The following is a 24,861-nucleotide window of genomic DNA, read 5'->3' on the forward strand; positions in this document are numbered from 1 at the left end:
GGAAGGGAAGCCGGACTGGTGAACGGAGGTTGGTCCGCAGGCCGGGAGCGAGCGGCAGGCGGCGTGAACTGCTACTTGCTTGAACAGGGCGGGATCGGGCTCGTGTACAACGGTCCGCCTGTCCGCGGCCGCCCCCGAGGCACACGCGGGTTCGCGAGCGGTTCCTGGGACGTAACCGCGTACTCGGCCGAGTACGGACAGCGGAAAAATGGGCCTACAAGCAGCGTGGCGCCCCCACCGGAAACTTGGGGACGCCACGGAGTACGCGGTGGAAAGGTCTTTCAGGCCTGGACGTGCGGCCTGATCGGTGCGGAGCCGCGCGCCTCGATGACGCACGCGGCGGCGACGCCCAGGGCGGCAACCGTCATGGCCACACCGAACACGATGTCCGGGCCAGGGTCCTGGCCGAAAACGTTGATCAGCGCTCGCGCGGCGATGGCAACCTGGCCCAGCGCGACGACCCCCAGCCACCCCGCGCGCACGACCCGTGGGGTACGTGAGCGGGCCTTCTCCAGTCCCAGGAGCGCGGCGGCGCCCACCAGGGCGACCACGATGCCGAGCAAGGTCGCAGCGTACAACGCCGTGCCCAGTGCCGAGGTGTCGGTGTGATCGAGTTCCGCCGTGTCCGGTGGCAGGGTCGTGATCAGCACGGTGAACAGCCCGATGTAGGCCACCTGCAGAAGCAGAAGGACAGGCGCCACGCGCCGATTGAGTACTGAGGTCACTTGTCGCTCCTGACGAGGCTGCCGCTCTTGATGATCCACAGGCTTCCATTCTTCTGGGCGTTCAGGCATGCCTTCTTGCTGCGGGTGCCTGCACTGGTCTTGCCGTCGTTCTTGCGCCCGATACCGCGGCCGATGGAGTTGTTACGCAGGTCCATCGTCTTGTCGACGCCCTTGGACTTGGACTCGTGCCGTGTCGCGATCTCGTAGGCGTCCTTGGTGGAGAGGCGAATTTCCATCAGCGCGTTCCAGTAGCAGTGGCGGAATGCGTCACCAGTGCCCTGGAAGAGGGTGGAGTCGCGGTAGAGCTCCTGCGCCTTCTTGAACGCGACATTCGCCCTGTCGTGCGCGATCGAGCAGTCGTACGGGTTCCAGAAGCAGTAGTCGCTCTCCGCCTCGGTGACGGAACCGTAGCCGTAGCCCGGGTCCAGGAGAACCGGGTACGCGATGCTCTGGCCCGTGGCCGGGGCAAGCGAGACGACAATGTCGTCGCCGGACAGCGTCATCGTGACAGGGACGGCATTGCCCTTGGCGTCCAGAGCCAGCGGAGCGGTGACGAAGGTCGTCAGGCCGCCTGCTGGGCTCGAGATCATCATGGTGTTGTTCTCGCCTACGGTGATGACCTCTCCGGGGCGCAGCGTGGGCTGGTAGGTGAAGGAGGTCGGGGCATTGGAGCTGCGCAGCAGGTGGAACACCTCGACCGCGCTGGTGTTCTCGCGTATGGCGATGGTGTCGGCGTCGGTCTGGGTGTTGGGGTAGATGACCAGGTCCGTACTGCTCAACTCCGCCGAGGAGGCCATGGCGGCGGGCAGGTTGACGGTTGTCTGGGTGTTCCCGTCGGAGCTTGTGCCGATGATGTCCTGATCGGCGCGTTCGGGCAGTTGGGCGATCGGGACGGCCTTGGCGGAGTCCTCGGTCTCCACTTCCTCGGGGTCGATCTGCTCGACGAAGTCGGCCGGTGTGTCGTCGATGTCCGGGTAGCTCTCGTCCGCGGGGGGATCCTCGACCAGGCTGTCGTCGTCGACCGGTGGGTGCAGCGTCTCGAAGAAGTGCGTCTCGGCGATGTCGTTGATGAACGAGGCGGAGAGGCTTCCCTTGATGGAGCCCACGAGGAAGGGGTGTGTGCCCCACTCGGACCAGACACCGTTGGGGTTCTTCACCCGGGCGGTCAGGATGTTCGTCCCGGGGGTCGCAGGTGCCAGAGAGAGGGTGGTTGTGCCACCGGTGAGTGTGGCGACGCCCGTCGTGCCCTCGTTCAGGCTGTACTCGGCGGAGACCGCCTTGCCCGTCGGGTCGGAGATTGTGAAGGCACCGCTCTGGCCCGCGGCGCCGTGCCACAGACCGTCGGCCGGATAGGTGCTGGAAGACAGTGTGGGTGCGGCGGGCACGGAGGTGTCGACAGTGAGGGTGCGCCAGGCCGACCACGTGCCGTTCCAGTCAGTGCCGTCGTAGGTGGCGATGCGCCACTTGTAGGGCCCGGTGGCCAGAGTGGGCGCGGTCCACGAACCTGTGGCTGCGGAAGCTGTGTACGGCGACTGCCCTGAGGCGATCTTGGTGGTGCCGTCGGCGTTCCACACCTCGATGGTGAAGCGGACGGTGTCACCGTCCGGGTCGGTGGCCTTCGCCGAGAGGGTGGGCGTGGTGTCGGCGGTGACCGTGGCATTGGCCGGGCTGACCGGGGATGCCACGCCGGGCTTGGTGTTGTACGTCACCGACAGCGCAGGCTCGGTCGGACCCTGGGAGCCGTCAACGTAGTTCGCGGACCTGAAGCGGCGCCAGGTCGAGGAGTCGGTCTCGTCCACGCCCCTGATCTGCAGCCCGTGGTTGGGCTCTCCGTCCGCCCAGGCCTGCGCGATGCCGGCCACGTTCCAGCGCATGAAGTTCGCAGGACAGGCCGCGTCGTGGCCGTACGACGACGTCGAGACAGCGGCCCCGGCATCGGTCGTCGCCGGCTGAGCGCCCCATGTCACGGCGCTGGGGTCCCAGCTCTCGGTGATCCGCCGTGCCGTGACGCCGGGACCGGTGGTGGAGCAGGTGGAGGACCAGTACGAGTGCAGCCGCAGCTCAGCGCTGATGATGTGCTTGCCGGCGTACTTGGCGACGTCGAACTTCACGTAGGAGCGGGCCTTCGTGGTCCCGGCGTTGTAGGTGCCCGCCTTCAGCTCGGTCGAACCGCGCTGCGAGTCCGGGTAGTTCGTGGCGACCCAGGTGTCGGTCGACGCAGCGAGCGTGGTCGTCGGGTCAATGGTGACCGGGTAGCTGACGTTCGGGTCCGAGAGGAACTCCTGACTCGGACGCAGAACGAGGACGGTGCCCTCCGGGGTCTCCTCGACCGTGGTGGCGATCTCCGCTGAGCGGGCGGGGTCTCCGGACTTGGGGTCGGTGCCGGTGCCCCACATCCGGGGCGCGGGCGCGCTGGCTATGAGATCGCCGTCGCCGTCTTCCAGACGGAGGTGGCGCTGGCTGGTCTTCTTCAGGTCCATCCCGTCCAAAGTGACGGGCAGCCGCAGTTCGACCGGGTCGGTGGGCCGCTTCCTCAGGATCAGCGACTCGGTGAACCCGTGCGGCAGAGCGGTGACATGCAGGTCACCATCCGGGACGACCGACGGGTAGACGGCGGTGTCACCGTCCACCCGGGGTTCCGGGAGAGCCTTGCCCCAGTCCAGACCGAAGGTGAGCGCGCCCCGGCTGACCGAGGCGAAGTCCCCCGAACCACCGTCGGACAGTGCCACCTCGGCGACAGCGGTTTTCGGCTCCAGGCGGCTTCCCGCGTCGACGAGCGTGGTGTCGATGCGCTTCCACTTCCCGCCCTCCCGCACCCGAATGTCACCGGACGCGGTCTCCGTGGTCAGGCTGCCGTTCGGGTTGACCCACGTCGTGGAGTCGGCTGTGCGCTCGGACACTGCCTCCACACGCGTGCCCATTACCTTCTTCGTAGAGCCCGGTTCGGGTTCGTGGCCATCGGGGCCGGTATGACTCTTTGCCCCTGTCCTTGATGATCCGGGGGGTGCTGTCACTGGTCCCGGCGGCACCGGTTGATCGCTGATGGAAGCGTGTCCGCCCATGGGCAGGGCTGCGTAATGTGGCTGCCGATCTCCGGTGTCCCGGCAGGCCACCCGTTGTGCCGGGAGGGGAGGGAAAGCCCGGTGACCAGCAACGACTTCCCATCGATCGATGTCTTCTGCGCCCTGGACGTCGGCAAGTCCGAGCATCACGGCACGGCCCTGCTGCGTGATGGCCGCACGGCCTTCGACAAACCGCTGCCCAACAACGAGCCCCAGCTGCGCGAGCTGTTCAACCGCCTGGGGCGCAAGGGGAAGGTCCTGGTCGTGGTCGACCAGCCGGCCTCCATCGGCACCCTGGCGGTCACCGTCGCCCGCGCCTGTGGATGCGAAGTCGCCTACCTGCCCGGCCTGTCGATGCGCCGGCTGGCCGATCTGCACCCCGGCACCGGCAAGACCGACGCTCGCGACGCCTACGTCATCGCCGATGCCGCCCGCACCATGCCCCACCTGCTGCATTCCATCGATCCCGACGAGAGCGTGCGGGCCGAACTGACCATGGTCCTGGGCCACGACGACGACCTCGCCCAGGACGCCACCCGCACCTCCAACCGGCTGCGCGGCCTGCTCACCTCCGTCCACCCCGCACTCGAACGCGTCCTCGGGCCCCGCCTGCGCCACCCGGCCGTCCTGGCCCTGCTGCAGACCTACGGCTCCCCCACCCAGCTGGCCCAGGCCGGCACCGAGCAGATCGCGCAGGTCATGCTCCAGGCCGCCCCGCGGATGCGCAGCGCTCACACCCTGGCCGACCAGATCACCACCGCCCTGGCAGAGCAGACCGTGCAGGTTCCCGGCACAGCCTCGGCGGGGGAGATCGTCTCCGGTCTGGCCGAGGCCCTCGCCGTGCTCCTCAAGCGCCGGGACGTCCTGGAGACGCGGGTCGCCGCACTGCTGGAGGCCCACCCTCTCGCGAAGGTCCTGACCTCCATGCCCGGGGTCGCGGTCAGGACCGGCGCCCGCATCCTGGCCGAGGTCGGCGACGCCAGCGCGTTCCCCACCGCCGCCCACCTGGCCTCCTACGCGGGACTGACCCCCACCACACGCCGCTCCGGAACCTCCATCCGGGGCGAAGGACCACCCCGCGGCGGCAACAAGACGCTCAAACGGGCCCTGTTCCTGGCCTCGTTCGCTTCCCTGAGCAGCCCCGAATCGCGGGCCTACTACGACAGGAAACGCGCGGAGAAGAAGCGCCACAACGCCGCCCTCATCTGCCTCACCCGCCGCCGCGTCGACGTCCTGCACGCCATGCTCAAACACCGCACCCTCTACCAGCCCGGGCACGAACAAACAGCCTGACCAAGCCCACAGCCCTTGACCGAACAGATAGAAGCACCCCCCAGCACCGCAGCCAGCCGGGCGGACTGAACGTCCGATGCCTCGGTGACCTTCTGCTGTGTAGCCGTGTTCTGAGACGAGGTCTTGTCCACCTCGTCGGTGGTATCGGCCGCATAGGTCGCGCCTGCTGCGTGGACGGCGAAACTGAAAGACAGGGCCAGCGATGTGGCCACCATTGTGAACCTTCTGTTCACAAACCCCCCTATTTATTCACTTTTTGCACATAGCTTTGCGTCATCCGTAAAGATGACGAGCTGCGAAGATCATAAGTAAGAGCGACGTGAAGCTCTCATGACATAAAGGCGACCAATGAGGTAAACCACCCGGCAATTCCAGTGACTTCACGCACACCGGAGGGAGAGCGGGTGCGGGCGATGAAGGAACACCAGTGGTATTCGACCCCATCGACCGGTACGGCGAGACGTCCGCCAGGCAGCTGCTCAGCCACCATCTGGTCGATCCAGGCGCAGCGCCTGTCGGGCACGCATCATCTGGTCATGGGGCACATCCCCTGAAGTCAGGCATGAGCGGCGGCGAGGCACCCGGGGGTTGACCTGCCCCGGGTCGCGCTGCGGACCCCGATGGAGGCCGCGCTGGTGAGCCTCGGTGCCGCTATCGGCGCGCGCTCGGACCTGAGCGTTCCCGGCAGCCGGCACCGCGCCGCGGGAGCGTGGGCGGCCGTCGCCCCCCGAGCTTGCGGGGCAATCGTGGCCGTCGGGTACGACGCCGACTCCGGCCAGCTCACCGTGTGCCCGGAGTCGGCGGCAGCTCGTGCTCGAGGACCTGGTCATAGGTGAGCAGCACCCGGGTGACTCGGCTCCAGCAGCCAGTGCGCTCTACCCAGTCCCGCTCGATATCGGAGCCCGAGCAGTCGAAATCGCCGACGTACGCCAGGTGCGCCTCGCGGTCTCGGGAGGTACGTTCGCGGACGACGTCGACGTCGGACTGGGAGCCGAAGCCGCGAACCACCAGGACCGGGACGCCGTACTCGGCAAGCCAGCCCGTGAGCAACTGGCGGAGGGTGTCTTTCGCTGCCGCAACGTAAAGCGCAGTCTGACCTTGGGTGCGATCGAGGCCGAACCAGTCGACCGCCTCTGACAGGACGCGCCCGCGTCCGACCAGGCCGGCGGAGCATGCACCTCGCGGAGGGTGTCGACCAAGTTCGGGAACCGCTCCTCCCGACGGGCCTGGGCCAGCCTGGAGGACAGTCGCCGGTACATCACCTGGCGCAGCGTGACGCCACCCTCGTAGCCTTCCACGATCTCCCATGCCCGGCCCACGACGACCGGCCACCGCACCCTCTCACCCGTCGTTCATGTACCCCTCGCACCGGCCGAGGCTCGCGGAGCGGGCGGGACAGGCGTTCGCCACGGCGACGACGCGGCACAGCCCCATCTGCTCAGAGCCCTCCCCACCAGGCGCCGGGTCCGGCTACCGTGGGGGCATGGCCAGGGAACTTCGCATTGAGATCGATGACGAGCAGTGGGCGCAGCTGGAGCGCGAAGCGCACGAGCGGCACGAGGATCCGACGGTGTACGCCGGACGCGTCCTGGCTCAGGAGCTCAACAAGGCGCGGTTCCTCGAGGGCAGCGCCCTCTTCCTCAGCACTCCCGGGGTACGCGAGGAGTTCGCCAGCCGGTTCGGCCCGGAACCCGGGCCCACCGCGTCCGCGGCGTAGGGCGGGCAGCGACTCAGTGGACCTCACGGTAGATCTTCCGTGGCTCATGGAGATCGCCCGCACCCAGCTGGGCGACCCTGACGTGACGGACTGGGGAGCGCTGGAGGCAGCCCGAGCGCGGCACGCCTTCCACGTCATGGACGAACCCGTATACCCACGGCCGCATCACAGAGCCGCCGCTCTCTTCCACTCGCTTGCCCGGGTCCCGGCCCTGGAGCACAGCAACGAACTCTTCGGGGCAACGGTCGCGGCCGGCTACCTGCACGCCAGCGGCCTGCCCGTACGGTTCACCGCCAAGGAGGCCGCCGACCTCGCCGATCAGGTGTCGGCCGGGCACGTGGACGTGCGCGCCCTGGCCGCGGCCCTGAAGGAGTGGACCGAGCGCAGCTGAGCATAGGCTCCGTCCGGTGGAGACGTTGCTGATCATCACGGCTGCCGCTCTGTGGGGCTGCGGCACGGGCGTGCTCATATCCCGTCCCGCCTACCGGTTCTCCGTACCGATCGAGGAACCCTGGCGGTCGGCATGCCCCACAGGACATCCCCTCACGGGTACCGGAGGCGGCTGGCTGGGGCGTGCCCGCTGCGCCGCCGGGGACACCTACGGGCCGAGCACTCTCTCCGTCGCCTCCGTCACGGCTGGGGTCTGCGCGCTGCTGGCGGCCGCCATCGGGGCACGCCCCGAGCTGGTGGTCTGGCTGCTGCTCGCCCCGGCCGCCGTACTGCTCGCCACCGTCGACTTCGCGGCACACCGGCTGCCCGACGCGCTCACCCTGTCGCTCGCCGCGGCCGCGCTCGTCCTACTCGGCGTCGCCGCAGTGCTGCCCGGCGCCGGCGGCAGCTGGACGTCCGCGCTGTTCGGCTCCCTCATCCTGGGAGCCTGCTACTTCGTGCTCTTCCTGATCAGCAAGGGCTTCGGGTTCGGCGATGTGAAACTCGCCCTGGCCCTGGGCGCCGTCCTGGGCTGGTACGGCTGGGCGATCGTCCTGGTGGGGACGTTCGCCGGGTACCTGCTCGGCGCGCTGTACGGCATCGGCCTGATGCTCGCGGGCCGGGCCGACCGTAAGAGCAGGATCCCGTTCGGCCCGTTCCTGCTCGCCGGGACGCTGGCCGGCATGCTCCTGGGCTCCCACGCCTCCTGATGCCCGGCCTCCTGGAACCAAGGGCCGCTGGATCGGGTGCTTTGTGCTGATGGTGCACAGGGCGGGCTTCGTGCTGACTAGCCTGTGATCGCACCGTCGCGGCGGCTGCACGGCGAGAGGAAGTCGATGACCGACCAGGCAACCAGGTCTGATGCCAAGGCGGATCCCAGCACCCTGACGTTGGAGTTCCGGCACGTCCACCGGCTTATCGATCCCTCTGCGGAGGGCGTGCAGACCTGGCAGATCTCCCTCCTCGCCGACGACGAGACGGTGGCCCGTGTGCGTGCGACGCGCGGCCTGTACTGGAAGGCCCACAACCTTCACGAGCGCATCGCCGACGAGCAGTCCTTCCCCGCGGTGGTGGCGGAACAACTCTTCGACGCCGAAGGCCAGTTCACTCCGGAGTACGAGAACTTCGTCGACCTGCCGGGCAACGTCCTCGTGGTCGACGACCTCCACATCGCCGCGCCCTGGGATGACCCCTGGATCGTCGCCGGGCTGACCTCCAGCATCATCGACCGGCTGACCGACAACCAGTACGCGGTGGTCCTCCCTCGGGTCTCCGGTGACACGGAGGCGGCCCTTCTCACGGAGGCGGGCGTCCTGCTGAGCGCCGAACCGTTCTCCGACGAACTGCTGATAATCGACACGTCGCTCGCTGCTCCCGAAGAGGCCGCGCACCGTGTGCGCGAGCACCTGCGCTCCCGGGCCCGTTACGGCGGAACCGACCCCTTGAGCGAGGACTGGGACGAAGACGACGAAGGGGGGGAGGTCCTCACTCCGAGGACACGAGCGGTGCTGCACCTGGCCCTGCAGGAACTATCGGACCAGGCGTGGCAGGAGGTGTCCGGGCTGGGGGATCAGCCGGCCGAGCGGAGCGCCGGCGGGCTCTTCGGCTCGCTGCCGCGGGTGACCTGGCACCAGGACGGTTCCTGGCGGCGGCAGATGGCCCGGGCCTTCGACGACCTGGCCGCCGACTGCTCGTCCAACGCCGAGGTCGAACCGCGCTGCACCGGCGAGGAGATGGCCCTGCACCTCGGTATCTCCCGCGCCCAAGACCTGACGCGCAACCGGCCGCGGCTCGTGCGTGACACCGTGGCAAACCTGCCCGAAGACCGGGGCGACTTCGACTGGGGCGCCTGTTCCGACGTCCTCTTCCAGGACCACGACGTGCTGATGCTGTTCGACCACTCCCTTGACGGCGTCGAGCAGCCTGACAACGAGATCCATCAGTCACTGGGCATGATCAATCTCGCCCCGCACGACTGGTTTGCCGCCTTCGACCCTGGTCAGGCCCGCGACTCCGACCGCGGCTTTCGCCACCCCTGAGGGCAGGCCGCCGCCAGACCGGCGGAGTCACCGCCGCGCCGCTCTCCGCCTCCCTGTACGCGGCGGTCAGGTTGCCGGTGTGACGGGCCACCGCATCGGTGGCCACCGGTTCGCCCTTCCTGCTATGCGGCAGCGAGCTGGAGGAGTTCCGGAACGCCCTGGGCGTCCTGGTAGTGCTGGAAGCGGGGGAGAAGGTCGTCGACAAGCTGCACGCAGCGAGGTGCTCCGATGCGACGTGCCAGCAGCAGGGACTCGGCCGCGGCGGCCGCGGCGGGCTCGGGTTCCTTCAGATCGAGGTAGCTCGCGGCACGGTAGGCGAGAAACACCCCGCGGGTCTTGTCCCGGGCCGGGGGCAGCAGGCCTTCGCCTTCAGTGATCAGCCGGTGAGCGCGGCCGGTGTCGCCGAGGTCCAGGAGGGCTTGGCCGGAGTCCACGGCGAGATCGGCTTCGGACACCCAGGCGCACCAGGCGGGCCGGTCGGCGCCGGCGTCGCCCAGGTGTTTCTCCGCCGCGGCAAGGGCGCGCAGCACGGCTCGCCGTTCGCTCCGGTCGCCCTGTGCGGCGAGGGTGCGGGCGAGGCGTAGCTGGAGCAGGCAGCGAGCGGCGGGGTTCTGGGCGCGGGTCAGGGCGTAGTCGAGGATGTTTGCCGCGGTGGTGTGGTCGCCTCGCCAGGCTGCCTGGTAGGCGAGGTCGCCCAGGAGGCCGGCGCCCATGTCGCGGTCCCCGGCGGCGTGGGCGTTGTGCAGGCCGGCGATCCAGTTCTGGCTGGCGTGGGTGTGGCGGCCCAGGTCGAAGCGGTGCCAGGCGACAGTCTGGGACAGGGAGGCCGCCAGGGTGTGCAGCCGCAGCCCGAGGGCGTGCGTGTAGCGGCCGTGTTCGAGCAGTTCGGTCACCGTGGACAGGTGGGCATCCAGCAGCGTGGCGGTGTGCTGTCGCTGCTCGGTGGCGTGAGTGGCGAGTTCCTGGGTGGTGTTCTCCAGGAAGGCGACGAAGTCCTCGCCGATCGGTTTGCCGTCGCGGGCCTGGGCGAGGGCGCTCGCAGGGCCAGCTGCCCAGTCCGCGGCCAGCGTAGATAGGGCGGTGCCAGAGATCGTGAAAAAGGTGCGGCGGTCCATCGCTGTTCGCAGGGCCTCTCTCAGGGCGGGCACGGAGCTGTGGGGGCCGAGGGGGACGACCCCGTTGGCGGTGAGCGGCAACCAGTTGGGCCAGTCATCGGGGCAGACGATGTCTGCGGGCCAGCCGAGTGCCTCGGCGATGTAGATCTGGGATTCCTCGTTGGGCCTGATGCCTCGCTGCCACTTGCGTACCCGTGCCTCGTCGGTTCCGGATTGCAGGCCACGTCGGGCGGCAGCGTCATGGATGCCGGCCACGAACTCGTCCATCGTCTTGCCGGCCGCGTGACGCGCGGCTACGAGCGGGTGCGGGGTGAGTGCTGCCACAGCTTCAGTCAAGCACTCACTGCTCCCGCACGGTCACTCTTCGCGGAGCGGGACCCCCTACGGGACCCCCCTCAACTTGTCGACTGCGTCGAACAATTGAGCCCATTCTTGGGTGTGCAACGAGCTGCGCCGGGCCGGTCTACTACCGCCTGGGGCAGTCGGCCCGCCTCGCCGCAACGCCAGGCAGGAGCCAGCCGTCACAACTCCGTCTTTCAGCGAGGTCATACGTGACAGACGTCCTGGTATTCGCACCGCATCCGGATGACGAGACGCTCGGGTGCGGCGGAAGCATCGCCCATCACACCGCTATGGGCCGCGACGTGCACATCGTGTTTCTGACGTCGGGCGAGCAAGGTGTCCCCAGCACCGCGCCGGAGCACGCGGGGCTGCTGAGGGAGCGCGAAGCCGAGACGGCGGCCGGCAAGTTGGGCGTGGCCTCCGACCACATCCACTTCCTGCGCCTTCCGGACGGTGGCCTCTCCCCGGCGGACCGAAGCCAGTTCCTGAGCGTCCTGGGCATCCTGCGGCAGGCCCGCCCCGAGGTGGTCTACCTCCCCCACGAGGCCGACGCCTCCCACGACCACCAGCAGGCCCACCTCCTGGTGTGGCGCGCGCTGGAGAAGGGCGCCAGCCGCAGCTACCCAGACGCCGGGCCGCGGCACTGGGCCCCCACTGTGCTCGGCTACGAGGTGTGGTCCGCGATCGGCGTCCCGACCTTCTACCAGAGCCTCCAGCCAGCGGAGACCGAGGCCAAGCTGTCCGCGCTCGCCTGCTACTCCACGCAGGTCAAGGGAGAAGGCGAGGCGGACTATGCGAGCGAGGGCGGCTTGGCGCTCGCCCGGTTCCGCGGGGCGATGACCAGCGGGGGACACCGCGAAGCCTTCGCAGTGCTCCGGCTCGGAGCCCTGCCCTGGCCGCCCCCGCGAGGCCACCACCCGGCCTGACCCCTTCAAGACGACGGCTCACCCAGGCCGCCGTCCCCCTCAGCCCTGCCCAAACTCCGCAGAGGAGTACTCAAATGACGACCTCACACCCGCCCGCCGCCGGGGAACGCGATGCCTCGTGGCCTCCGGTCCTCGGAGCCCTGGCGGTCTTCACCTCTCCCGGCCGGCTCCAGGACGCCGGGATGGCCGCAGCCGCGGACGACCTGCTGGCGGCCGAACGCTCCCGTACGGCGCTCGAGCACCTCACCCGCCGCCGTCCCGAGTTGACCCTCGACGACGCCTACCGGATCCAGTGGACCAACGTTCAGCAGCGGCTGGCCCACGGCGCCCGCATCGCCGGCCACAAGGTCGGGCTGACGTCACTGGCCATGCAGCAGCAGATCGGGGTGGACCAGCCCGACTCCGGTGTCCTGCTGGACGACATGCTCCTGCCCAGCGGCAGCACCCTGCACCTGGACCAGTTCGTGATGCCCCGGGTGGAGGCGGAGATCGCCTTCCGGATCGGCGCGGACCTGCACGGCCCGCACGTCGACACGCACACCGTGCGGGCGTCGGTCGGTGAAGTCCTCCTCGCGCTGGAGGTGATCGACACCCGGTACGGCGACTGGCGGATGACGCTTCAGGACAGCGTCGCGGACAACGCGGCTGCCGCCCGGGCGGTGCCTGGACCGGCGATCGCGCTGCACTCCGGTCTCGACCTCGGCTCAGAGGAGATCACCGTGCGCGTGGACGGCGAGGTCGTGGTGAGGGCGCCCGGCTCGGCGGTCCAGGGCGGACCGCTGAACTCCGTGGTGTGGCTGGTCCGTCAGCTCGACCGCTACGGCGCCGGGCTGCGCCGCGGTGACCTGGTCCTGGCGGGGGCCGTGCACGCCAGCCTCCCGCTGCAGGCCGGCAGCCGGATCGAGGCGAGCTCGCCCCGCCTGCCGTCCGTCAGCGTCGAGGCCGTGTGACTCGGGCGTCTCACCGCACACCCCTTCGAGAAATGGTGATCATGAACAGCAGCACACTGAACGTCGCGGTCCTGGGGGCCGGGCTGATCGGCCTCGACCTGGTCGAGAAGATCAAGGCATCGCCGTACCTGGACTGCCGCCTGGTCGTCGGCCGCGACCCCAAGGCCCTGGGCCTGCGCCGCGCGGCCGGCCTCGGACTGACGACCTCGGCCGGCGGGGTTGCCGGGCTCGTCGACGCCGGCCCCTTCGACGTCGTCTTCGACGCTTCCTCCGCCGCAGCCCACACCGCGCACTGGAGCGACCTGTCGACGGTCGCGCCGCTGATCGTCGACCTCACCCCCAGCAGCATCGGCACCCCTGTCGTCCCGGCGGTGAACGGCGCCGACGCCCTCGACTGCGGCCACATCAATCTGATCAGCTGCGGCGGGCAGGCATCGATCCCGCTCCTGCACGCCGTCACCCGCGACGTGGCGGCCACCTACATCGAGGTGGTCACCACCGTCGCCAGCCCCACGGTCGGACGCGCGACCCGCCTGAACCTCGACGAGTACATCGCCACCACCCAGGCCGCGATCCGCACGTTCACCGGCGCCGCGCAGGCCAAGGTCCTCGTCAACATCAGCCCCGCCGATCCGCCGCCGCCGTTCCGGGTCGCGATGACCGTCCAGGCGCCCGGCGTGGACCCGGCCCGCGTCCACGCCGCGCTCAAGGACGCCGAACAGCAGGCACAGGCGTGGTGCACCCCCGGCTTCACCATCACCTCCTGCCACGTCACCGACGGCCAGGTCACGGTGGCCGCCGAAGTGACCGCCACCGGCACCCGGCTGCCCGCCCACGCCGGGAACCTCCACCTCATCAACGCCGCCGCCGTCCTCCTCGCCGAGCAGCGCGCCACCGGAAAGGCCCTGTGACCCCCATGACCACCACACCCACCGCACCCGCCCGGGTCCTCGTCTACGACCCGACCCTGCGCGACGGCCACCACGCCGTACGCCACCAGCTCGACGCCGCGCAGCTGCGCGCCTACGCGGCAGCCGCCGACGCGGCCGGCGTCCCCGTGGTGGAAGTCGGCCACGGCAACGGCCTGGGAGCGTCCTCCCTGCAGATCGGCCGGGCCCGCCTCAGCGACGACGAGATGCTCACCACGGTCCGCGACGCCCTCACCCGCAGCCGGATGGCCGTCTTCATGGTCCCGGGCTGGGGAACCTCCGGCGACCTGCGCAACGCGGTCGCGCGCGGCGCGGACGTCGCCCGGATCGGCACGCACTGCACCGAGGCCGACATCAGCGAACGGCACCTGGGCGAACTGCGGGACATGGGCGTGGAGGCGCAGGGCGTGCTGCTCATGAGCCACATGGCCAGCCCCGCCCAACTCGCCGAGCAGTGCGCCCTGATGGCTGGGTGGGGGGCGCAGGCAGTCGGCATCATGGACTCCGCCGGCCACTACCTCCCCGCAGACGTGACCCAGAGGATCAGCGCGATCGCCGCGGCGGTCGACGTGCCCGTCATCTTCCACGGACACAACAACCTCGGCATGGCCGTCGCCAACTCGGTCGCCGCGGTCACGGCGGGCGCCACCGTCATCGACGGCTGCGCGCGCGGCTTCGGCGCCGGAGCCGGCAACACCCAACTGGAAGTCGTCGTCGCGGTCCTGGAGCGTCTCGGCCACCCCACCGGCATCGACCTCAAGGCCCTGCTGCACGCGGCGGACATAGCCCACGAGCAGCTGATGCCCGCCCCTCCGATCACCGACTCGGTGAGCCTGGTCAGCGGACTGGCCGGGGTGTTCTCCGGTTTCAAGAAGCCGGTCCTGCAGGTCGCCGAACGTGAGGGCGTCGACCCGGTCGACCTGTTCTTCGCGCTCGGGGAGCGGGGCGTCGTCGCCGGGCAGGAAGACCTGATCGCCGAGACCGCCCTCCGACTCACGACGACGGCGGGAGCATGACCAGCCCCCCGGCGGGCCCGGCCGCCGTGCTCTGCGGGCTCGGGACCGTACTCCCGCCCCGCGCGGTGCCGAATGCGGAGCTGTGCGCCGAACTCGACACCACCGACGAGTGGATCCGCACGCGCACCGGCATCCGTGAGCGGCGCATCGCGAAGGCCGGAGTTTCCACCGAGGACCTGGCCGCCGCCGCGGCCGCCCAGGCACTGGGGTCATCTGGCCACAGCGACGTCGACGCCGTGGTGCTCGCCACCACCGCCCCCGACCACTTGATGCCTGCCACCGCCCCCTCGGTTGCCGCCGACTGGGTGTGTCAACTTAACGGCCCTGTCTCACATTCGGTGGTGACGGAGAGTCGTAAGGGTCGTTGACATTCGCGTGAAGGATGTCAACGAGCTTGTGCAGACGGTGTTCTCGGGTCTTTCCCCGCTGGTCGTCGAGGATGTGGTCGATGAAGGTGAGCGGATCGTGGTGCGGGCACGGACTCCGCGGGACACTGCGGTCTGCCCGGTGTGCGAGGCCCCGTCGGAACGCGTGCACGGCTATCACTGGCGGACAGTCGCGGACGTGCCGGTCGATGAGCGACGGGTGGTGGTCCGTGTGCGGGTGCGGCGTCTGGTGTGTCCCACGCGCGGCTGCCGCCACACCTTCCGCGAACAGATGCCCGGCGTCCTGGACCGGTACCAGCGACGCACCGCTCGTCCGACCAGGCAGGTGAAGGCCGTGGTCAAGGAGTTAGCAGGCCGGGCCGGGGCACGTCTGCTGGCGATATTGGCGGTGAGCCTGTCGCGTCACACGGCCCTGCGCACCCTGCTGCGGATCTCGTTGCCCACCGGGCGGGTGCCCCGTGTGATCGGCGTCGACGACTTCGCCCTGCGCCGGCGGCACCGCTACGCCACCGTGATCATCGATGCCGAGACTCATGAACGGATCGAAGTGCTGCCCGGCCGCACGGCCGACACCCTGGAGGCGTGGCTGCGCGAGCATCCGGGCATTGACTAGCTGTTTTCCAACCGTCGGGTGTTCGATGGCGGTCCGTACGGTGAGCTTGATCGGGTGATCTGCTGGCGGGAGCGGGCATGAGGACGGGGCCCCGATGCCTAGCGTGTCGGTTGTCTACGCCGAACTCGCAAGGAACAGAGCCCCGTTGTGCATCACGGTACCGTCTGTGCACCTGATCGTCCGCTTCCGGATCTGCGGTTCGCCGCGGAGTGCGACTGTCTCGCCCATCTGTACGGCAACGCCGGCGACCGCCCCTTGCGGTCCCGGTTTTACGAGTCAGACATGACGGATGAGGAGTGGCAGGTCATCCGGCGGATGATGCCACTTCCGGGCTGGCTGTGCGGGCGCGGGGGCAACCCGGAGGGCTACTGCCACCGGGAAATGTTCGATGCGGTGCGCTATTTCGTGACCAACGGGATCAAGTGGCGGGCGATGCCCGCCGACTTCCCGCCCTGGTCAGCGGTCTACGCCTTCCAACATCGCTGGCAGGCCGACGAACTCCTCGACGTCCTCCATGACCGCCTGCGCGAACAGGTCCGCCTGGTCGAGGGCCGGGACGATCCCGAGCCGACGGCGGCGATCGTCGACTCCCAGTCGCTGCGCGGCGCGGCCACCCTCACCGGCGAACGCCGGGGCTATGACGGGGCCAAGCTGGTGTCGGGCTCCAAGCGGCACATCGCGGTGGACTGTCTGGGCCTACTCCTGGTGGTGATGGTGACCGCCGCCGACCTGCAGGACCGCGACGCGGGCGTGACCCTGCTCAGTGCCGTGCGCCGCCTGTTCACCCGGGTGCGTCTGGTGTGGGCCGATTCCGGCTACGCCGGCGCGCTGGCCGACTGGGCCCGCGAGAAACTCGCCCTGAAAGTCGAAGTGGTGTGCCGCACCGACGACATGAGCGGCTTCGTGGTGCTGCCGAGACGGTGGGTGGTGGAGAGGTCGTTCGCGTGGCTGGTCAACTGCCGTCGCCTGGTACGTGATTACGAACGCACCGCCGCCGCGCACGAGGCGTATGTGAAGTGGGCGATGGTCACGCTGATGACGCGCCGACTCGCCTCAGCGTGAGACGGCGGTGAAGCAGCGGCCGTCGCCGGCGGCCAGCCACTCCCGCTCCACGAGCCGCTTGAGCTGCACACGGACGCCTTCGTGCCGACTGCGGCTGGCGCCCTCGCCGAACAGGGCCCGCACCACATCGGGCACCCGCACCGGCCCGTCCGCGCCCGACACGAACTCCACGATCTTGGCGTACAGGCCGGGCAGCCGGGCCGGATCGGCCCCCTCGCTCCACTGCGGCACATACCGCGAGGCGGGCTCCGCCCCCGTCACCGCCTGCGAGGACTCCCCACCGCCCTCCGCAGCGGCCACCTCGGACGCATCGTCCGCCCCGGTGGCCCGGCCACCAGCCCTGCCCTCGCGCAGTTCCTGTTCAACCTCCTCGAAGACCTCACCGCCGATACGCCAGCGCGTGACCTGCTCTTCGACCTGGGCCGCCTCCCGTTGCAACACCGCGATCCGCTCGTGGAGTTCGACAGCCCGGGCTTCGAGATCACCCAGTCGGCGCTTGATGACAGCAGCGGGCGTGGGCACGGCGGACCTCCAGGCTCGACGACGAGAACACCGGCACCCTGCACGCCCGAACCCGAAGATCACAAGCTGCAAACAAGCAGGTCAGACACGTGATCGGTTGGAAAACAGCTAGTCAGAACAGGATGATCGGATTGGTGAGTGCGGCGACGGTCCCGTCGGGATGGCGGACCTCGATGCGGACGAACGCCGAGTCCTCCGCCGTCGTGTACCACTGCACCACACCTGCTCCATCACCCGGGACGCCGGCGTGGTGAACCTTTCCTCGATCGGTGTGGAAGCTGACGGTCGCCGCCTGGACGCCCTGTACCGCCGCGCGGACCTCGACTTGCCCACCATGAGTTGTAAGCCGCTCTCCCACTCCGGCGATGCGACCCTCCACATGGGCCGCGAACGACACCTCCACGGCTGCCGACTCGGCGATCCAGCTCCGGCCCGAGCGGATCCCCGCCAGGATCGCCTCCGTGCTCAGCTCCTCGGCGAAGACCACCGTGTGGGGGATGCCGACCTGCCCATCCAAGTGCGTGTCGCTGTTGCCCATCGCCGGCCGCCATGAACCCGTCTGAATGTCGGCTGCGAGGCTCCGCCCCCATTCGGCCAGGGCAGCCTCGTTGTCGGCCTGCCAGGGCAGGCCCGAAGTCCATCGCCCGTTCCACACCTCCACCACGTCGAAGCCCTGGAAGGAATACATGAAGTCGCCCGAGGGATAGGGCGCATGCGGGTGCGCCGCCACGCACAGGCCCCCCACTCGATGGACCTGGTCCAGACACTGATCGATCAGTCCCTCTCCGACCCCGTAGTTCCAGTCGACGGCCTGGCCGGGGCTGAGGCCGAGCGCGAGCCAGTGCCCGGTCTTCGTGGTGACTTCCTGGCCGAGAACAATCAGGAAGTCACCGGCGGCCAGATGCCCCCATGCACCGGGTTCCGCCGCGGCTTTGTGCTCTGTCGTCGCGATGAAGTCGAGCCCGGCGGCGCAGGCTCGGAGCGCCAGCTCTTCGGGAGTGAGTTCTCCTCCGCCCGAGCGCACGGAGTGAATATGGCTGTCGCCGCGGTACCAGGTCGCCCCGCGTCCGACCGCCCGCACCGGCGGGAAGCTCAAGCTCGACAAGGTTCTTCCCCCTCATAGACCTGTCGAGGCAACGTGCAAGCAGACCAACCGGTTCCGTGGCATCACCCCGTCCCACGTCGCCGACAAGTCGAGATCACGATCTCATTCTGAAACGATCAGTAAGAGGTCCTAACAAAGGCGTTGGACGTGTCGGTGGGTGATGATGCAGGTGGCGAGGCCGAGGAAGGCTTCGTGGATGTCGTCGCGCCGCTCCCAGCGGATGCGCAGACGGCGGAAACCGTGCAGCCAGGCGATCGTGCGCTCGACCACGTACCGAAAGACGCCGGGACCGGAGCCGTGTGGCTGGCCTCGTTCGGCGATGACTGGGCGGATGCCGCGGGCCCGGAGCAGACGCCGGTACTTGTCGTGGTCGTAGCCGCGGTCGGCCAGGAGCGCGTCGGGCCTGCGTCTGGGCCGGCCGACGAGACCGGCCACGGCCGGGACCTTGTCCAGCAGGGCCAGAAACTGCGTGACGTCGTTGCGGTTTCCGCCGGTCAGCGACACCGCGAGCGGGATGCCCTGGCCGTCGGTGAGGACGTGGTGCTTGCTGCCCGGCCGTGCGCGGTCGACCGGGCTGGGCCCGTTTCTGGGCCCCTGCGGGCCACCCGCACGTGGCAGGAGTCGATCACCGCCCGCGACCAGTCCAGCTTCTTCGCCGCCCGCAGCTTCTTCAGCAGCACCAGGTGCAGCGCGTCCCACACACCGGCCTCGTTCCACGCGGCCAGACGCCGCCAGCACGTCATCCCCGAGCCGAAGCCCAGCTCCTGGGGCAGATACTCCCACTGGGTGCCGGTATGGAGCACGAACAGGATCCCGCGCAACGCCTGCCGGTCCGGCACCCGAGGCCGGCCCTGCACCAGCTTCGGCGCCGGCTCGGGCAGCAACGGCTCGATCAGCGACCACAGTTCATCCGACACGATCCACGGCCGCGGCTGTCGCTTTCCCACGACCAGACCAACGACCATCCACGCCGAAAGTCACATGATCAACAACTTCTGTTAGGACCTCTTAGCGCACGGCGCAGGTCGGTGACGGACGGGGCGCCGTCCGTGATGCCGTCGGCGTGCCGATAGAGCCGGCACGACAGGCTCGCCGCAGCGCCGTCAGGGACGAACGGGTCAACTCCGTCCAGCAGGAGGGTGGGCGAGCCCGACATCCCCTGCCGGACGGCTTCGTCCGTGTCGTGGACCTCGATCCATTCCACCGGCACGGCCCGGCCCTGGAGAGCCTCGGTGATGCGCTCGCGGATGAGCGGGGCATTCGGGCAGCCGGGCACGGTCAGCACCGTGACGCGCGCTGTCTCAGTCTCGGAGTGGTTCATGGCGGACCCCTTCCTGACGTGGTTCATCTTGCTGTGCATGGACGGTAGACCTTCCAGCGCAGTGGAAGGTCAAGGGCTAGCCCGGAGGTATGCGCATCGGTGACCTCGCCGCCGTCAGCGGGGTGACGGCAAAGACCCTCCGGTTCTACGAGCAGGCCGGGCTGCTGCCCGCCCCGCCCCGTACCACGGGCGGCTATCGCGACTATCCGCCACAGACGGTGCAGCGGCTGTCGTTCATCCGTGACGCCCAGGGCGCGGGGCTGAGCCTGGCCGAGATCCGCTCCGTGCTCGCTCTGCGTGATGCCGGCGCCTCTCCCTGCGCTCACGTCACGGCGCTCGTCGAGGCGCATCTTCAGGACATCGACCGGCGCCTGGCCGAGCTGCGCGCCACCAGGGCGGTGCTGCGAGGGCTTGCAGAGCGGGCCGCCGCGACCGATCCCGCCGACTGCACCGACGCCGAGGTGTGCCGCATCCTCACCAGGGTGGGCAGCGTGGTTGGTGAGCGTCCTCACTGAACCGTCCGGCCGGGCCCGCCTAGCGTGAGGGCTCCCAGGACGTACCGTCCGGGTTCACGGTGAGGAGCAAGGCCATGCTGCGTGCGGTATGGAACGGAACGGTGATCGCGGAGACCCCGCGCACGGTGATCGTCGAGGGCAACCACTACTTCCCGCCCGAGTCTCTGCACCGGCAGTACCTCACGCCGAGCAGGACCAGGTCGCTCTGCTTCTGGAAGGGAGTAGCCCGCTACTACAGCCTCGAGGTCGACGGGCTGACGAATCCGGATGCCGCCTGGTACTACCCCAAGCCCAGCCCCCTGGCCCGGAAGATCAAGGACCATGTGGCCTTCTGGCAGGGCGTACGGGTGGAGGGCACGCCGGAGGCGTCGGCAGACGGCGGGCAGTGACCGATGCGGGTCAGCGGCGGGTCAGGTGCCGGAGGGCGACGACGGCTTGAAGGGCCGCGGCCGGGCGCAGCAGGACGGGTCGGGGCCGCTCGGGCATGGCGCCGCGGCGCAGGGCGAGGCCGGTGATGGTGATGACGGGCAGTGCCCAGGCGGTGATGGCCGCCGCCCGCACGGCGGGGTTGGGTTCGTGGCGCAGGGTGAGCCACGTCCAGAACACCGCGTCGGCGAAGGTGTCGGCGTAATCGCCGAAGGGGGAGGTCGTGCCCTGGTGGCGGGCGAGGCGCCCGTCGGCGAGATCAAGGCCGACCGCCAGGACGCCGGAGGCGCGGCCGGTTCCGCCGGGCAGGGCGGGGAGGTTGGCGCGCAGCAGCGTCAGGGTGTCTGCGGTGGTCAGGCGGGTGCGGTGTTCCAGCAGCCCCAGGTGCGAGGCGGCGAGGACCCAGCTGGCGGCCACCCAGCGCCGTCCGGGCCGCCTGTCCCGCGCCAGCCGGTATAGGACGCCGTGCAGGGCGGTGAGCTCGGCCAATGCTCGGGGGCGGCGGGCGGCCTGGAGCAGCGACCGGTGTGCGGCCTGGCCGAGGAAGCTCACGACGGCGGCCGGAGAGAGGTTGTCTGCGCGCAGACCGGCCAGCAGCGCGTTCGTCGCGGCACGGCTGCCGGCCATGTCGGAAACAGGCTCCACGTTCCTTGGTCCTCCACCACTCGGGGGTGGCGATCAGGGTAGGGGCCGACGCGCCGGGAGGAAGGTGAGCGCGCTCACTGATCGGCGTACATGCCCGGCCTAGCGTCGTACGTGAGACAGGGACAGACGCGTGGAGAGGTCGGGCAATGGCGTGGATCGGTGCTCTGGGAGCGGTGGCCGTAGCGGGCGTGGGCGCGGCGGCCGGGTATGTGGGGCTGGTGACCGGGGCACTGCCGCTGGATATGGGCGTCGGGCGGCGCACACGGCCGCTGGGGCCGCAGACCGTCGACATCGCGGCGCCGCGTGAGGTGGTGTTCGACGTCGTCGCCCAGCCGTATCTGGGCAGGGCCACCCGAGCGATGCGCGAGAAGGTCACGGTGCTGGAACAGGGCAGCAACATGGTGCTCGCCGCCCATCGCACCCCGGTCGCGGGCGGGCGGCTGACGGCGACGACCGTGGAGACGGTGCGGTTCACCCGGCCACAAAGGGTCGACTTCCGCCTCGTGCGGGGGCCCGTCCCGGCGGTCACCGAATCGTTCACCCTCACCGAGCACGAGTCCGGTACGCGGCTGGTCTACGAGGGCGAGCTCGCCACGGATCTGTGGCGAGCCGGACGGTGGTGGGGCGGCCTGGTCGCCCCACGGTGGGAAGCGACCGTCGCGGCCTCCCTGGCCGCGGTCCGGCAAGAGGCGGAGCGGCGCTCTGGTCTGCGGTGAGCGGCTCGCCGGTACCGCACGGCGGGCCGACGGAGGCGGTGGAGTGTGGGCGAGTGTCCGTTTCGCGCTGAGCGGGAAGGCGGCGATGAGACATGGTGGCGCGGCCGAGCGGGCTGGCCCGGCGGGCCGGGACGCAGCACGAGTTGAGGTCGGCGCCGGGCGGCGCGCCGGCGCCTGAGGAGCGGGCCGCCTCCCGCGGTGCCCGGGGTCCGGTGCGGGTGCGTGATCGAGTGGGCGACTGGCTGACCAGGGCACTCACGCGGGCGGTGTTCTGCTGGCTGTCTCCTCCTCACCGTTGACCGGCCGGGTGCGGGGTCGGCCGCCCCGCTGTGGCACGTCTGTGCTCCTGGCGGTCAGTTGGCACGGCCGAGGTCGGCGAGGGCGTCTTCCACGGCGCGGTGGAAGGTGGGGTAGGCGAAGATCATGTGCCGTTGCCGGTCGACCGGGATCTCCATCTGGATGGCCACGGCCAGTCACTTCACCGCCTGCCGGGCCGGCGGAGGTGGCCCCGATCAGGACGCCGCGGTCGGCGTCCTCGACGAATTTGATCAGGCCGTCGTTGCCGGCCTTGTGGATCCAGCCCCGTGCGGACGAGGGCACTCGCGCAGTGCCGGTGCGTGCTCGCAGGCCCTGCTCGCGGGCGGCGTGTTCGGTCAGCCCGACGGAGCCGACTTCGGGGTCGGTGAAGGTGACCCGGGGCGTCGCCCGGTAGTCCGCGTCCGGTCCGGGCCGGCCGAGGATGTCGCGTACGGCGATCTCGGCCCGGTACATCGCGACATGCGTGAACAGGCCCCGTCCGGTGATGTCACCGACGCCCTAGACCCCTGGTGCGGCCCGCATCTGCCCGTCCACGGCCAGATCGCGGGCCTGGGGGTCGAGCCCGATGCTCTCCAGGCCGAGCCCGGCCAGGTGCGGCCGGCGTCCGGTGGCCACCAGCAGGTGCTGCCCGGTGATCTCCTGTCCGCCCTCCAGGGTGAGCCGGAAGGCGTCGTCCGCGTGGTGGACGCCGGTGGCGCGAGCTGCGGTGCGTACGGTGAGGGGGCGATCGAATCCAACCTGGCGATGGCCTCCAGGCCCGGGGCGCACTGAACTACCCTTCACCTGCCGAAGAGGTCCTCGATCGCCTGAAGTACGGCATCCGGACGGCGGAAGTGGAACGTGGCGTGCCCAGCGGCGTCCACGAGGCGGATGCCGGGGCGAGGCGTCATGCTGCCGGGTTTCGGCAATCGCAGCTGTGCGGTCCGTGCCGTGGTCCCGCCTGCCTGCCGGGGGAGGCACTGTGGCTCAATATGCCCCATGGCGAGCGTGCCGAAGACGGAAAGGAGGCCCGGTGGCCAGGAGCAGGGGAGCGGAGGTGCGGCGGCGCGGGCGCACAAGGTGGACCCGGGCCTGGGGACTGTGCGTGCTGCCGCCGGCCGTACTGGCAGCCGTGGCGGGCGTCGTCGCCCTGGCCACGGTGCCGGACCTGGTGCACGAGGTACAGGCCTTTCACTCCGCCCGGCCGTGCGCCGTCACCATGTCTCCCCCGGTCGACTGTCTGCGTTCCTACCCCGCGACGGTGCGGGGGACGGTCATCGAGAACGAGGGCCGGAGCCAGCTGTATCTGCTCGAGCTCGACGGCCCGCGCCCCGTGCCCGCAGAACTCGACATGAACGACGAGGATCCGCTGCTGAAGCAGCTGCGTAAGGGCGATGGCATCACGGTGACCGTGTGGCGCGACTACGCGACCGCGGTCACCAAGGACGGGGTCACCCAGGAGTCCAGCGACACCCCGGAGGGTCTGCCCGAGTTCCAGACCGCCTTCGCGCTCGACCTGCTGGCAGTGGGAGCCTACGGCAGCTACGCGGGCGCCACGGCGATACGCCACGCACGACAGCGATCACTGCCCGGCGCGGTGGCCCTGTGGGGCCGATGGACCGTGGGTGCCGTGCTGGCTTCCCTGCCGGCGGGCATCGTCGGCTACGAAACGGGAACCGGCCCAGTGGCCGTGGTGCTGCTGTGGCTGGTAGCGCTGCCCGTGGTCTGGCTGATGGTCGAGGGCCGGGAAAGGCGCAACCGCGGGCGGCACAGCCGCAGGCCCGCCCCCGGCAGGACCGCCGACACCGCTGCCTGGCTCCGCTACCTCCAGGGACGCTCCTGACCGCAGGGCACCGTCCACCGCTGTCCCTGTGCGGTCGGCTCGGGGCGCGGTGACTGCGTTGCCGCTGTTCCGTTTCCCCGAGCCGCCGGCCCGAACCGGACGTGCGACTTTCACCGCATCCGGCTCTCCACATGTCTTTCCCGGTGGTCAGCCTCTGCGGGCTGCGGGTTCGATGGTCCACGGAGTCGGGATACGTGCTCCGCGGTAGCGGTAGCGCACGATCGCGACGCTGGATGCGCCGGTGAACGTCACCTCTCCGTCGGCGAACCTCCAGCCGTGGTCGCAGAAGCGCCGCAGCTGGCTTCGGCGGATGCCGTGTTTTCGGAGGAGCCATCGGGCGATGCGGTTCCACGCGTGGTGGTCGATCGCGTTGAAGGTCCTCTTCGAGGCACCGTGCCTGAAGTAGGTCGCCCACCCGGCCAGGGCCCGGTTCATGCTCGTGAGGAGAGCTGCCAAGCTCTGGTTCTGGGTGTGTCTGTAGGTCCGCGCCGACACTCGGTCTCTGATGGCCTGCATGGCCTGCCGCGAGATGACCCAACTGGCCGCCGGTATCAGGGACTTCGCCCCGCTCCATACGCCACACGCCGACAACGCCGACTCGCTCACGCGCTGGATCGCCCAAGTCCGAGCAGCCGACCTGCCCCATCTACATGCCTTCACCCGGGGCCTGGACCGGGACGTCGACGCCGTGATCGCCGGACTCACGCTTCCATACAGCAACGGCCCCACCGAGGGCGTCAACACCAAGACCAAGCGGATCGCACGCCAGATGCACGGACGAGCAGGCTTCACCCTGCTTCCCCACCGCATCCTCCTCGGATAGCGGCACGCTCCGTCACCACCGAATGTGAGACAGGGTCGTTCGCT

The 24,861-nt window shown here is 69.8% G+C and carries 26 protein-coding genes and 3 pseudogenes; 18 read left to right on the forward strand and 11 right to left on the reverse strand.

Annotated features, from left to right (window positions below; all coding sequences use genetic code 11):
• Positions 1–281: 281 nt before the first annotated feature.
• Positions 282–725 carry a hypothetical protein gene (locus tag P8T65_RS01620; RefSeq protein ID WP_316723616.1) on the reverse strand — a complete coding sequence of 148 codons (444 nt, stop codon included), beginning with the start codon at positions 723–725 and terminating at the stop codon, positions 282–284.
• Entirely contained in the window at positions 722–3,646 is a 2,925-nt protein-coding gene (locus P8T65_RS01625) for a DNRLRE domain-containing protein (RefSeq protein WP_316723617.1), read from the reverse strand. The genes P8T65_RS01620 and P8T65_RS01625 overlap by 4 nt, the downstream gene beginning before the upstream one ends.
• Before the next feature lie 222 nt (positions 3,647–3,868).
• Here P8T65_RS01625 and P8T65_RS01630 point away from each other — a divergent pair, with 222 nt between their 5' ends.
• Positions 3,869–5,080 carry an IS110 family transposase gene (locus P8T65_RS01630; protein ID WP_316723618.1) on the forward strand — a complete coding sequence of 404 codons (1,212 nt, stop codon included), beginning with the start codon at positions 3,869–3,871 and terminating at the stop codon, positions 5,078–5,080.
• A 780-nt stretch (positions 5,081–5,860) separates the two neighbouring features.
• Here P8T65_RS01630 and P8T65_RS01635 read toward each other — a convergent pair.
• Positions 5,861–6,130, reverse strand: a complete 270-nt coding sequence (locus P8T65_RS01635) for a hypothetical protein (protein ID WP_316723619.1) — start codon at positions 6,128–6,130, stop codon at positions 5,861–5,863.
• Positions 6,131–6,563: 433 nt separating this feature from the next.
• Here P8T65_RS01635 and P8T65_RS01640 point away from each other — a divergent pair, with 433 nt between their 5' ends.
• From P8T65_RS01640 to P8T65_RS01655, 4 genes are all read left to right on the forward strand, one after another.
• Positions 6,564–6,797 carry a hypothetical protein gene (locus tag P8T65_RS01640; protein ID WP_128382311.1) on the forward strand — a complete coding sequence of 78 codons (234 nt, stop codon included), beginning with the start codon at positions 6,564–6,566 and terminating at the stop codon, positions 6,795–6,797.
• Positions 6,798–6,843: 46 nt separating this feature from the next.
• A complete protein-coding gene (locus tag P8T65_RS01645; protein ID WP_399098132.1) occupies positions 6,844–7,188 on the forward strand; it encodes a fic family toxin-antitoxin system, toxin component in 345 nt (114 codons plus the stop codon).
• A 16-nt stretch (positions 7,189–7,204) separates the two neighbouring features.
• The gene (locus P8T65_RS01650) at positions 7,205–7,936 is read left to right on the forward strand and encodes an A24 family peptidase (protein WP_316723621.1); all 732 of its coding nucleotides are present in this window, start codon (positions 7,205–7,207) and stop codon (positions 7,934–7,936) included.
• A 126-nt stretch (positions 7,937–8,062) separates the two neighbouring features.
• A complete protein-coding gene (locus P8T65_RS01655; RefSeq protein ID WP_316723622.1) occupies positions 8,063–9,265 on the forward strand; it encodes a hypothetical protein in 1,203 nt (400 codons plus the stop codon).
• Positions 9,266–9,387: 122 nt separating this feature from the next.
• On the opposite strand, the gene P8T65_RS01660 is transcribed toward P8T65_RS01655, so the two are convergent.
• A complete protein-coding gene (locus P8T65_RS01660; protein WP_316723623.1) occupies positions 9,388–10,716 on the reverse strand; it encodes an XRE family transcriptional regulator in 1,329 nt (442 codons plus the stop codon).
• Positions 10,717–10,931: 215 nt separating this feature from the next.
• Between P8T65_RS01660 and P8T65_RS01665 the strand changes: the two genes are divergently transcribed.
• The 7 genes and pseudogenes from P8T65_RS01665 to P8T65_RS01695 all read left to right on the forward strand — a co-directional run bounded on the left by P8T65_RS01665 (position 10,932) and on the right by P8T65_RS01695 (position 16,604).
• A complete protein-coding gene (locus tag P8T65_RS01665) occupies positions 10,932–11,648 on the forward strand; it encodes a PIG-L family deacetylase (protein ID WP_316723624.1) in 717 nt (238 codons plus the stop codon).
• A 74-nt stretch (positions 11,649–11,722) separates the two neighbouring features.
• Positions 11,723–12,598 carry a fumarylacetoacetate hydrolase family protein gene (locus P8T65_RS01670; protein ID WP_316723625.1) on the forward strand — a complete coding sequence of 292 codons (876 nt, stop codon included), beginning with the start codon at positions 11,723–11,725 and terminating at the stop codon, positions 12,596–12,598.
• A 41-nt stretch (positions 12,599–12,639) separates the two neighbouring features.
• Positions 12,640–13,509, forward strand: a complete 870-nt coding sequence (locus P8T65_RS01675; RefSeq protein ID WP_316723626.1) for an acetaldehyde dehydrogenase (acetylating) — start codon at positions 12,640–12,642, stop codon at positions 13,507–13,509.
• A 5-nt stretch (positions 13,510–13,514) separates the two neighbouring features.
• The gene (dmpG, locus tag P8T65_RS01680) at positions 13,515–14,543 is read left to right on the forward strand and encodes a 4-hydroxy-2-oxovalerate aldolase (RefSeq protein WP_316723627.1); all 1,029 of its coding nucleotides are present in this window, start codon (positions 13,515–13,517) and stop codon (positions 14,541–14,543) included.
• Positions 14,540–14,911, forward strand: coding sequence for a hypothetical protein (locus P8T65_RS01685; RefSeq protein WP_316723628.1), 372 nt, complete (start codon positions 14,540–14,542; stop codon positions 14,909–14,911). The genes dmpG and P8T65_RS01685 overlap by 4 nt, the downstream gene beginning before the upstream one ends.
• A gap of 37 nt (positions 14,912–14,948) precedes the next feature.
• Positions 14,949–15,539, forward strand: a pseudogene (locus tag P8T65_RS01690) (transposase family protein); the annotation flags it as partial.
• Between the two features lie 285 nt (positions 15,540–15,824).
• The gene (locus tag P8T65_RS01695) at positions 15,825–16,604 is read left to right on the forward strand and encodes an IS5 family transposase (RefSeq protein WP_316723383.1); all 780 of its coding nucleotides are present in this window, start codon (positions 15,825–15,827) and stop codon (positions 16,602–16,604) included.
• Here the strand turns inward: P8T65_RS01695 and P8T65_RS01700 are convergent.
• The 4 genes from P8T65_RS01700 to P8T65_RS01715 all read right to left on the reverse strand — a co-directional run bounded on the left by P8T65_RS01700 (position 16,596) and on the right by P8T65_RS01715 (position 19,552).
• Positions 16,596–17,126, reverse strand: a complete 531-nt coding sequence (locus P8T65_RS01700; RefSeq protein WP_316723384.1) for a hypothetical protein — start codon at positions 17,124–17,126, stop codon at positions 16,596–16,598. The two genes, P8T65_RS01695 and P8T65_RS01700, sit on opposite strands and share 9 nt — an antisense overlap.
• A gap of 112 nt (positions 17,127–17,238) precedes the next feature.
• Complete coding sequence (locus tag P8T65_RS01705; RefSeq protein ID WP_316723629.1) at positions 17,239–18,231, reverse strand: CehA/McbA family metallohydrolase; 993 nt, start codon at positions 18,229–18,231, stop codon at positions 17,239–17,241.
• A gap of 129 nt (positions 18,232–18,360) precedes the next feature.
• Positions 18,361–19,196, reverse strand: a protein-coding gene (locus tag P8T65_RS01710; RefSeq protein ID WP_399098137.1) for an IS5 family transposase whose coding sequence is annotated in 2 segments (ribosomal slippage) — positions 18,361–18,815 and positions 18,815–19,196 — 837 coding nt in all. Because the reading frame shifts where the segments join, the coding sequence is not laid out codon by codon here.
• Between the two features lie 20 nt (positions 19,197–19,216).
• Positions 19,217–19,552 (reverse strand): hypothetical protein, encoded by a 336-nt coding sequence (locus P8T65_RS01715; protein ID WP_316723631.1) that lies wholly within the window; start codon positions 19,550–19,552, stop codon positions 19,217–19,219.
• An 89-nt stretch (positions 19,553–19,641) separates the two neighbouring features.
• Between P8T65_RS01715 and P8T65_RS01720 the strand changes: the two genes are divergently transcribed.
• Entirely contained in the window at positions 19,642–20,067 is a 426-nt protein-coding gene (locus P8T65_RS01720; RefSeq protein WP_316723632.1) for a heavy metal-responsive transcriptional regulator, read from the forward strand.
• Positions 20,068–20,141: 74 nt separating this feature from the next.
• A complete protein-coding gene (locus P8T65_RS01725; RefSeq protein ID WP_283301048.1) occupies positions 20,142–20,456 on the forward strand; it encodes a DUF427 domain-containing protein in 315 nt (104 codons plus the stop codon).
• A 10-nt stretch (positions 20,457–20,466) separates the two neighbouring features.
• Here P8T65_RS01725 and P8T65_RS01730 read toward each other — a convergent pair whose 3' ends face one another.
• The gene (locus P8T65_RS01730; protein ID WP_316723633.1) at positions 20,467–21,138 is read right to left on the reverse strand and encodes a CDP-alcohol phosphatidyltransferase family protein; all 672 of its coding nucleotides are present in this window, start codon (positions 21,136–21,138) and stop codon (positions 20,467–20,469) included.
• A 146-nt stretch (positions 21,139–21,284) separates the two neighbouring features.
• On the opposite strand from P8T65_RS01730, the gene P8T65_RS01735 reads away from it, so the two are divergent.
• On the forward strand, positions 21,285–21,854 hold the full coding sequence (locus tag P8T65_RS01735) for an SRPBCC family protein (RefSeq protein WP_316723634.1): 570 nt from the start codon (positions 21,285–21,287) through the stop codon (positions 21,852–21,854).
• A 531-nt stretch (positions 21,855–22,385) separates the two neighbouring features.
• Here P8T65_RS01735 and P8T65_RS01740 read toward each other — a convergent pair.
• A pseudogene (locus P8T65_RS01740) lies at positions 22,386–22,625 on the reverse strand (NAD(P)/FAD-dependent oxidoreductase); the annotation flags it as partial.
• Positions 22,626–22,631: 6 nt separating this feature from the next.
• Between P8T65_RS01740 and P8T65_RS01745 the strand changes: the two are divergent.
• Complete coding sequence (locus tag P8T65_RS01745; protein ID WP_316723635.1) at positions 22,632–22,943, forward strand: hypothetical protein; 312 nt, start codon at positions 22,632–22,634, stop codon at positions 22,941–22,943.
• Positions 22,944–23,184: 241 nt separating this feature from the next.
• Complete coding sequence (locus P8T65_RS01750) at positions 23,185–23,994, forward strand: hypothetical protein (protein WP_316723636.1); 810 nt, start codon at positions 23,185–23,187, stop codon at positions 23,992–23,994.
• Positions 23,995–24,141: 147 nt separating this feature from the next.
• Here the strand turns inward: P8T65_RS01750 and P8T65_RS01755 are convergent, their stop codons facing one another.
• Entirely contained in the window at positions 24,142–24,510 is a 369-nt protein-coding gene (locus tag P8T65_RS01755) for a group II intron maturase-specific domain-containing protein (RefSeq protein WP_316723637.1), read from the reverse strand.
• A 1-nt stretch (position 24,511) separates the two neighbouring features.
• Here P8T65_RS01755 and P8T65_RS01760 point away from each other — a divergent pair.
• Positions 24,512–24,817: pseudogene (locus P8T65_RS01760) on the forward strand (transposase); the annotation flags it as partial.
• Between the last annotated feature and the right edge of the window lie 44 nt (positions 24,818–24,861).

Source organism: Streptomyces sp. 11x1, assembly GCF_032598905.1.
Classification (GTDB): Bacteria; Actinomycetota; Actinomycetes; order Streptomycetales; family Streptomycetaceae; genus Streptomyces.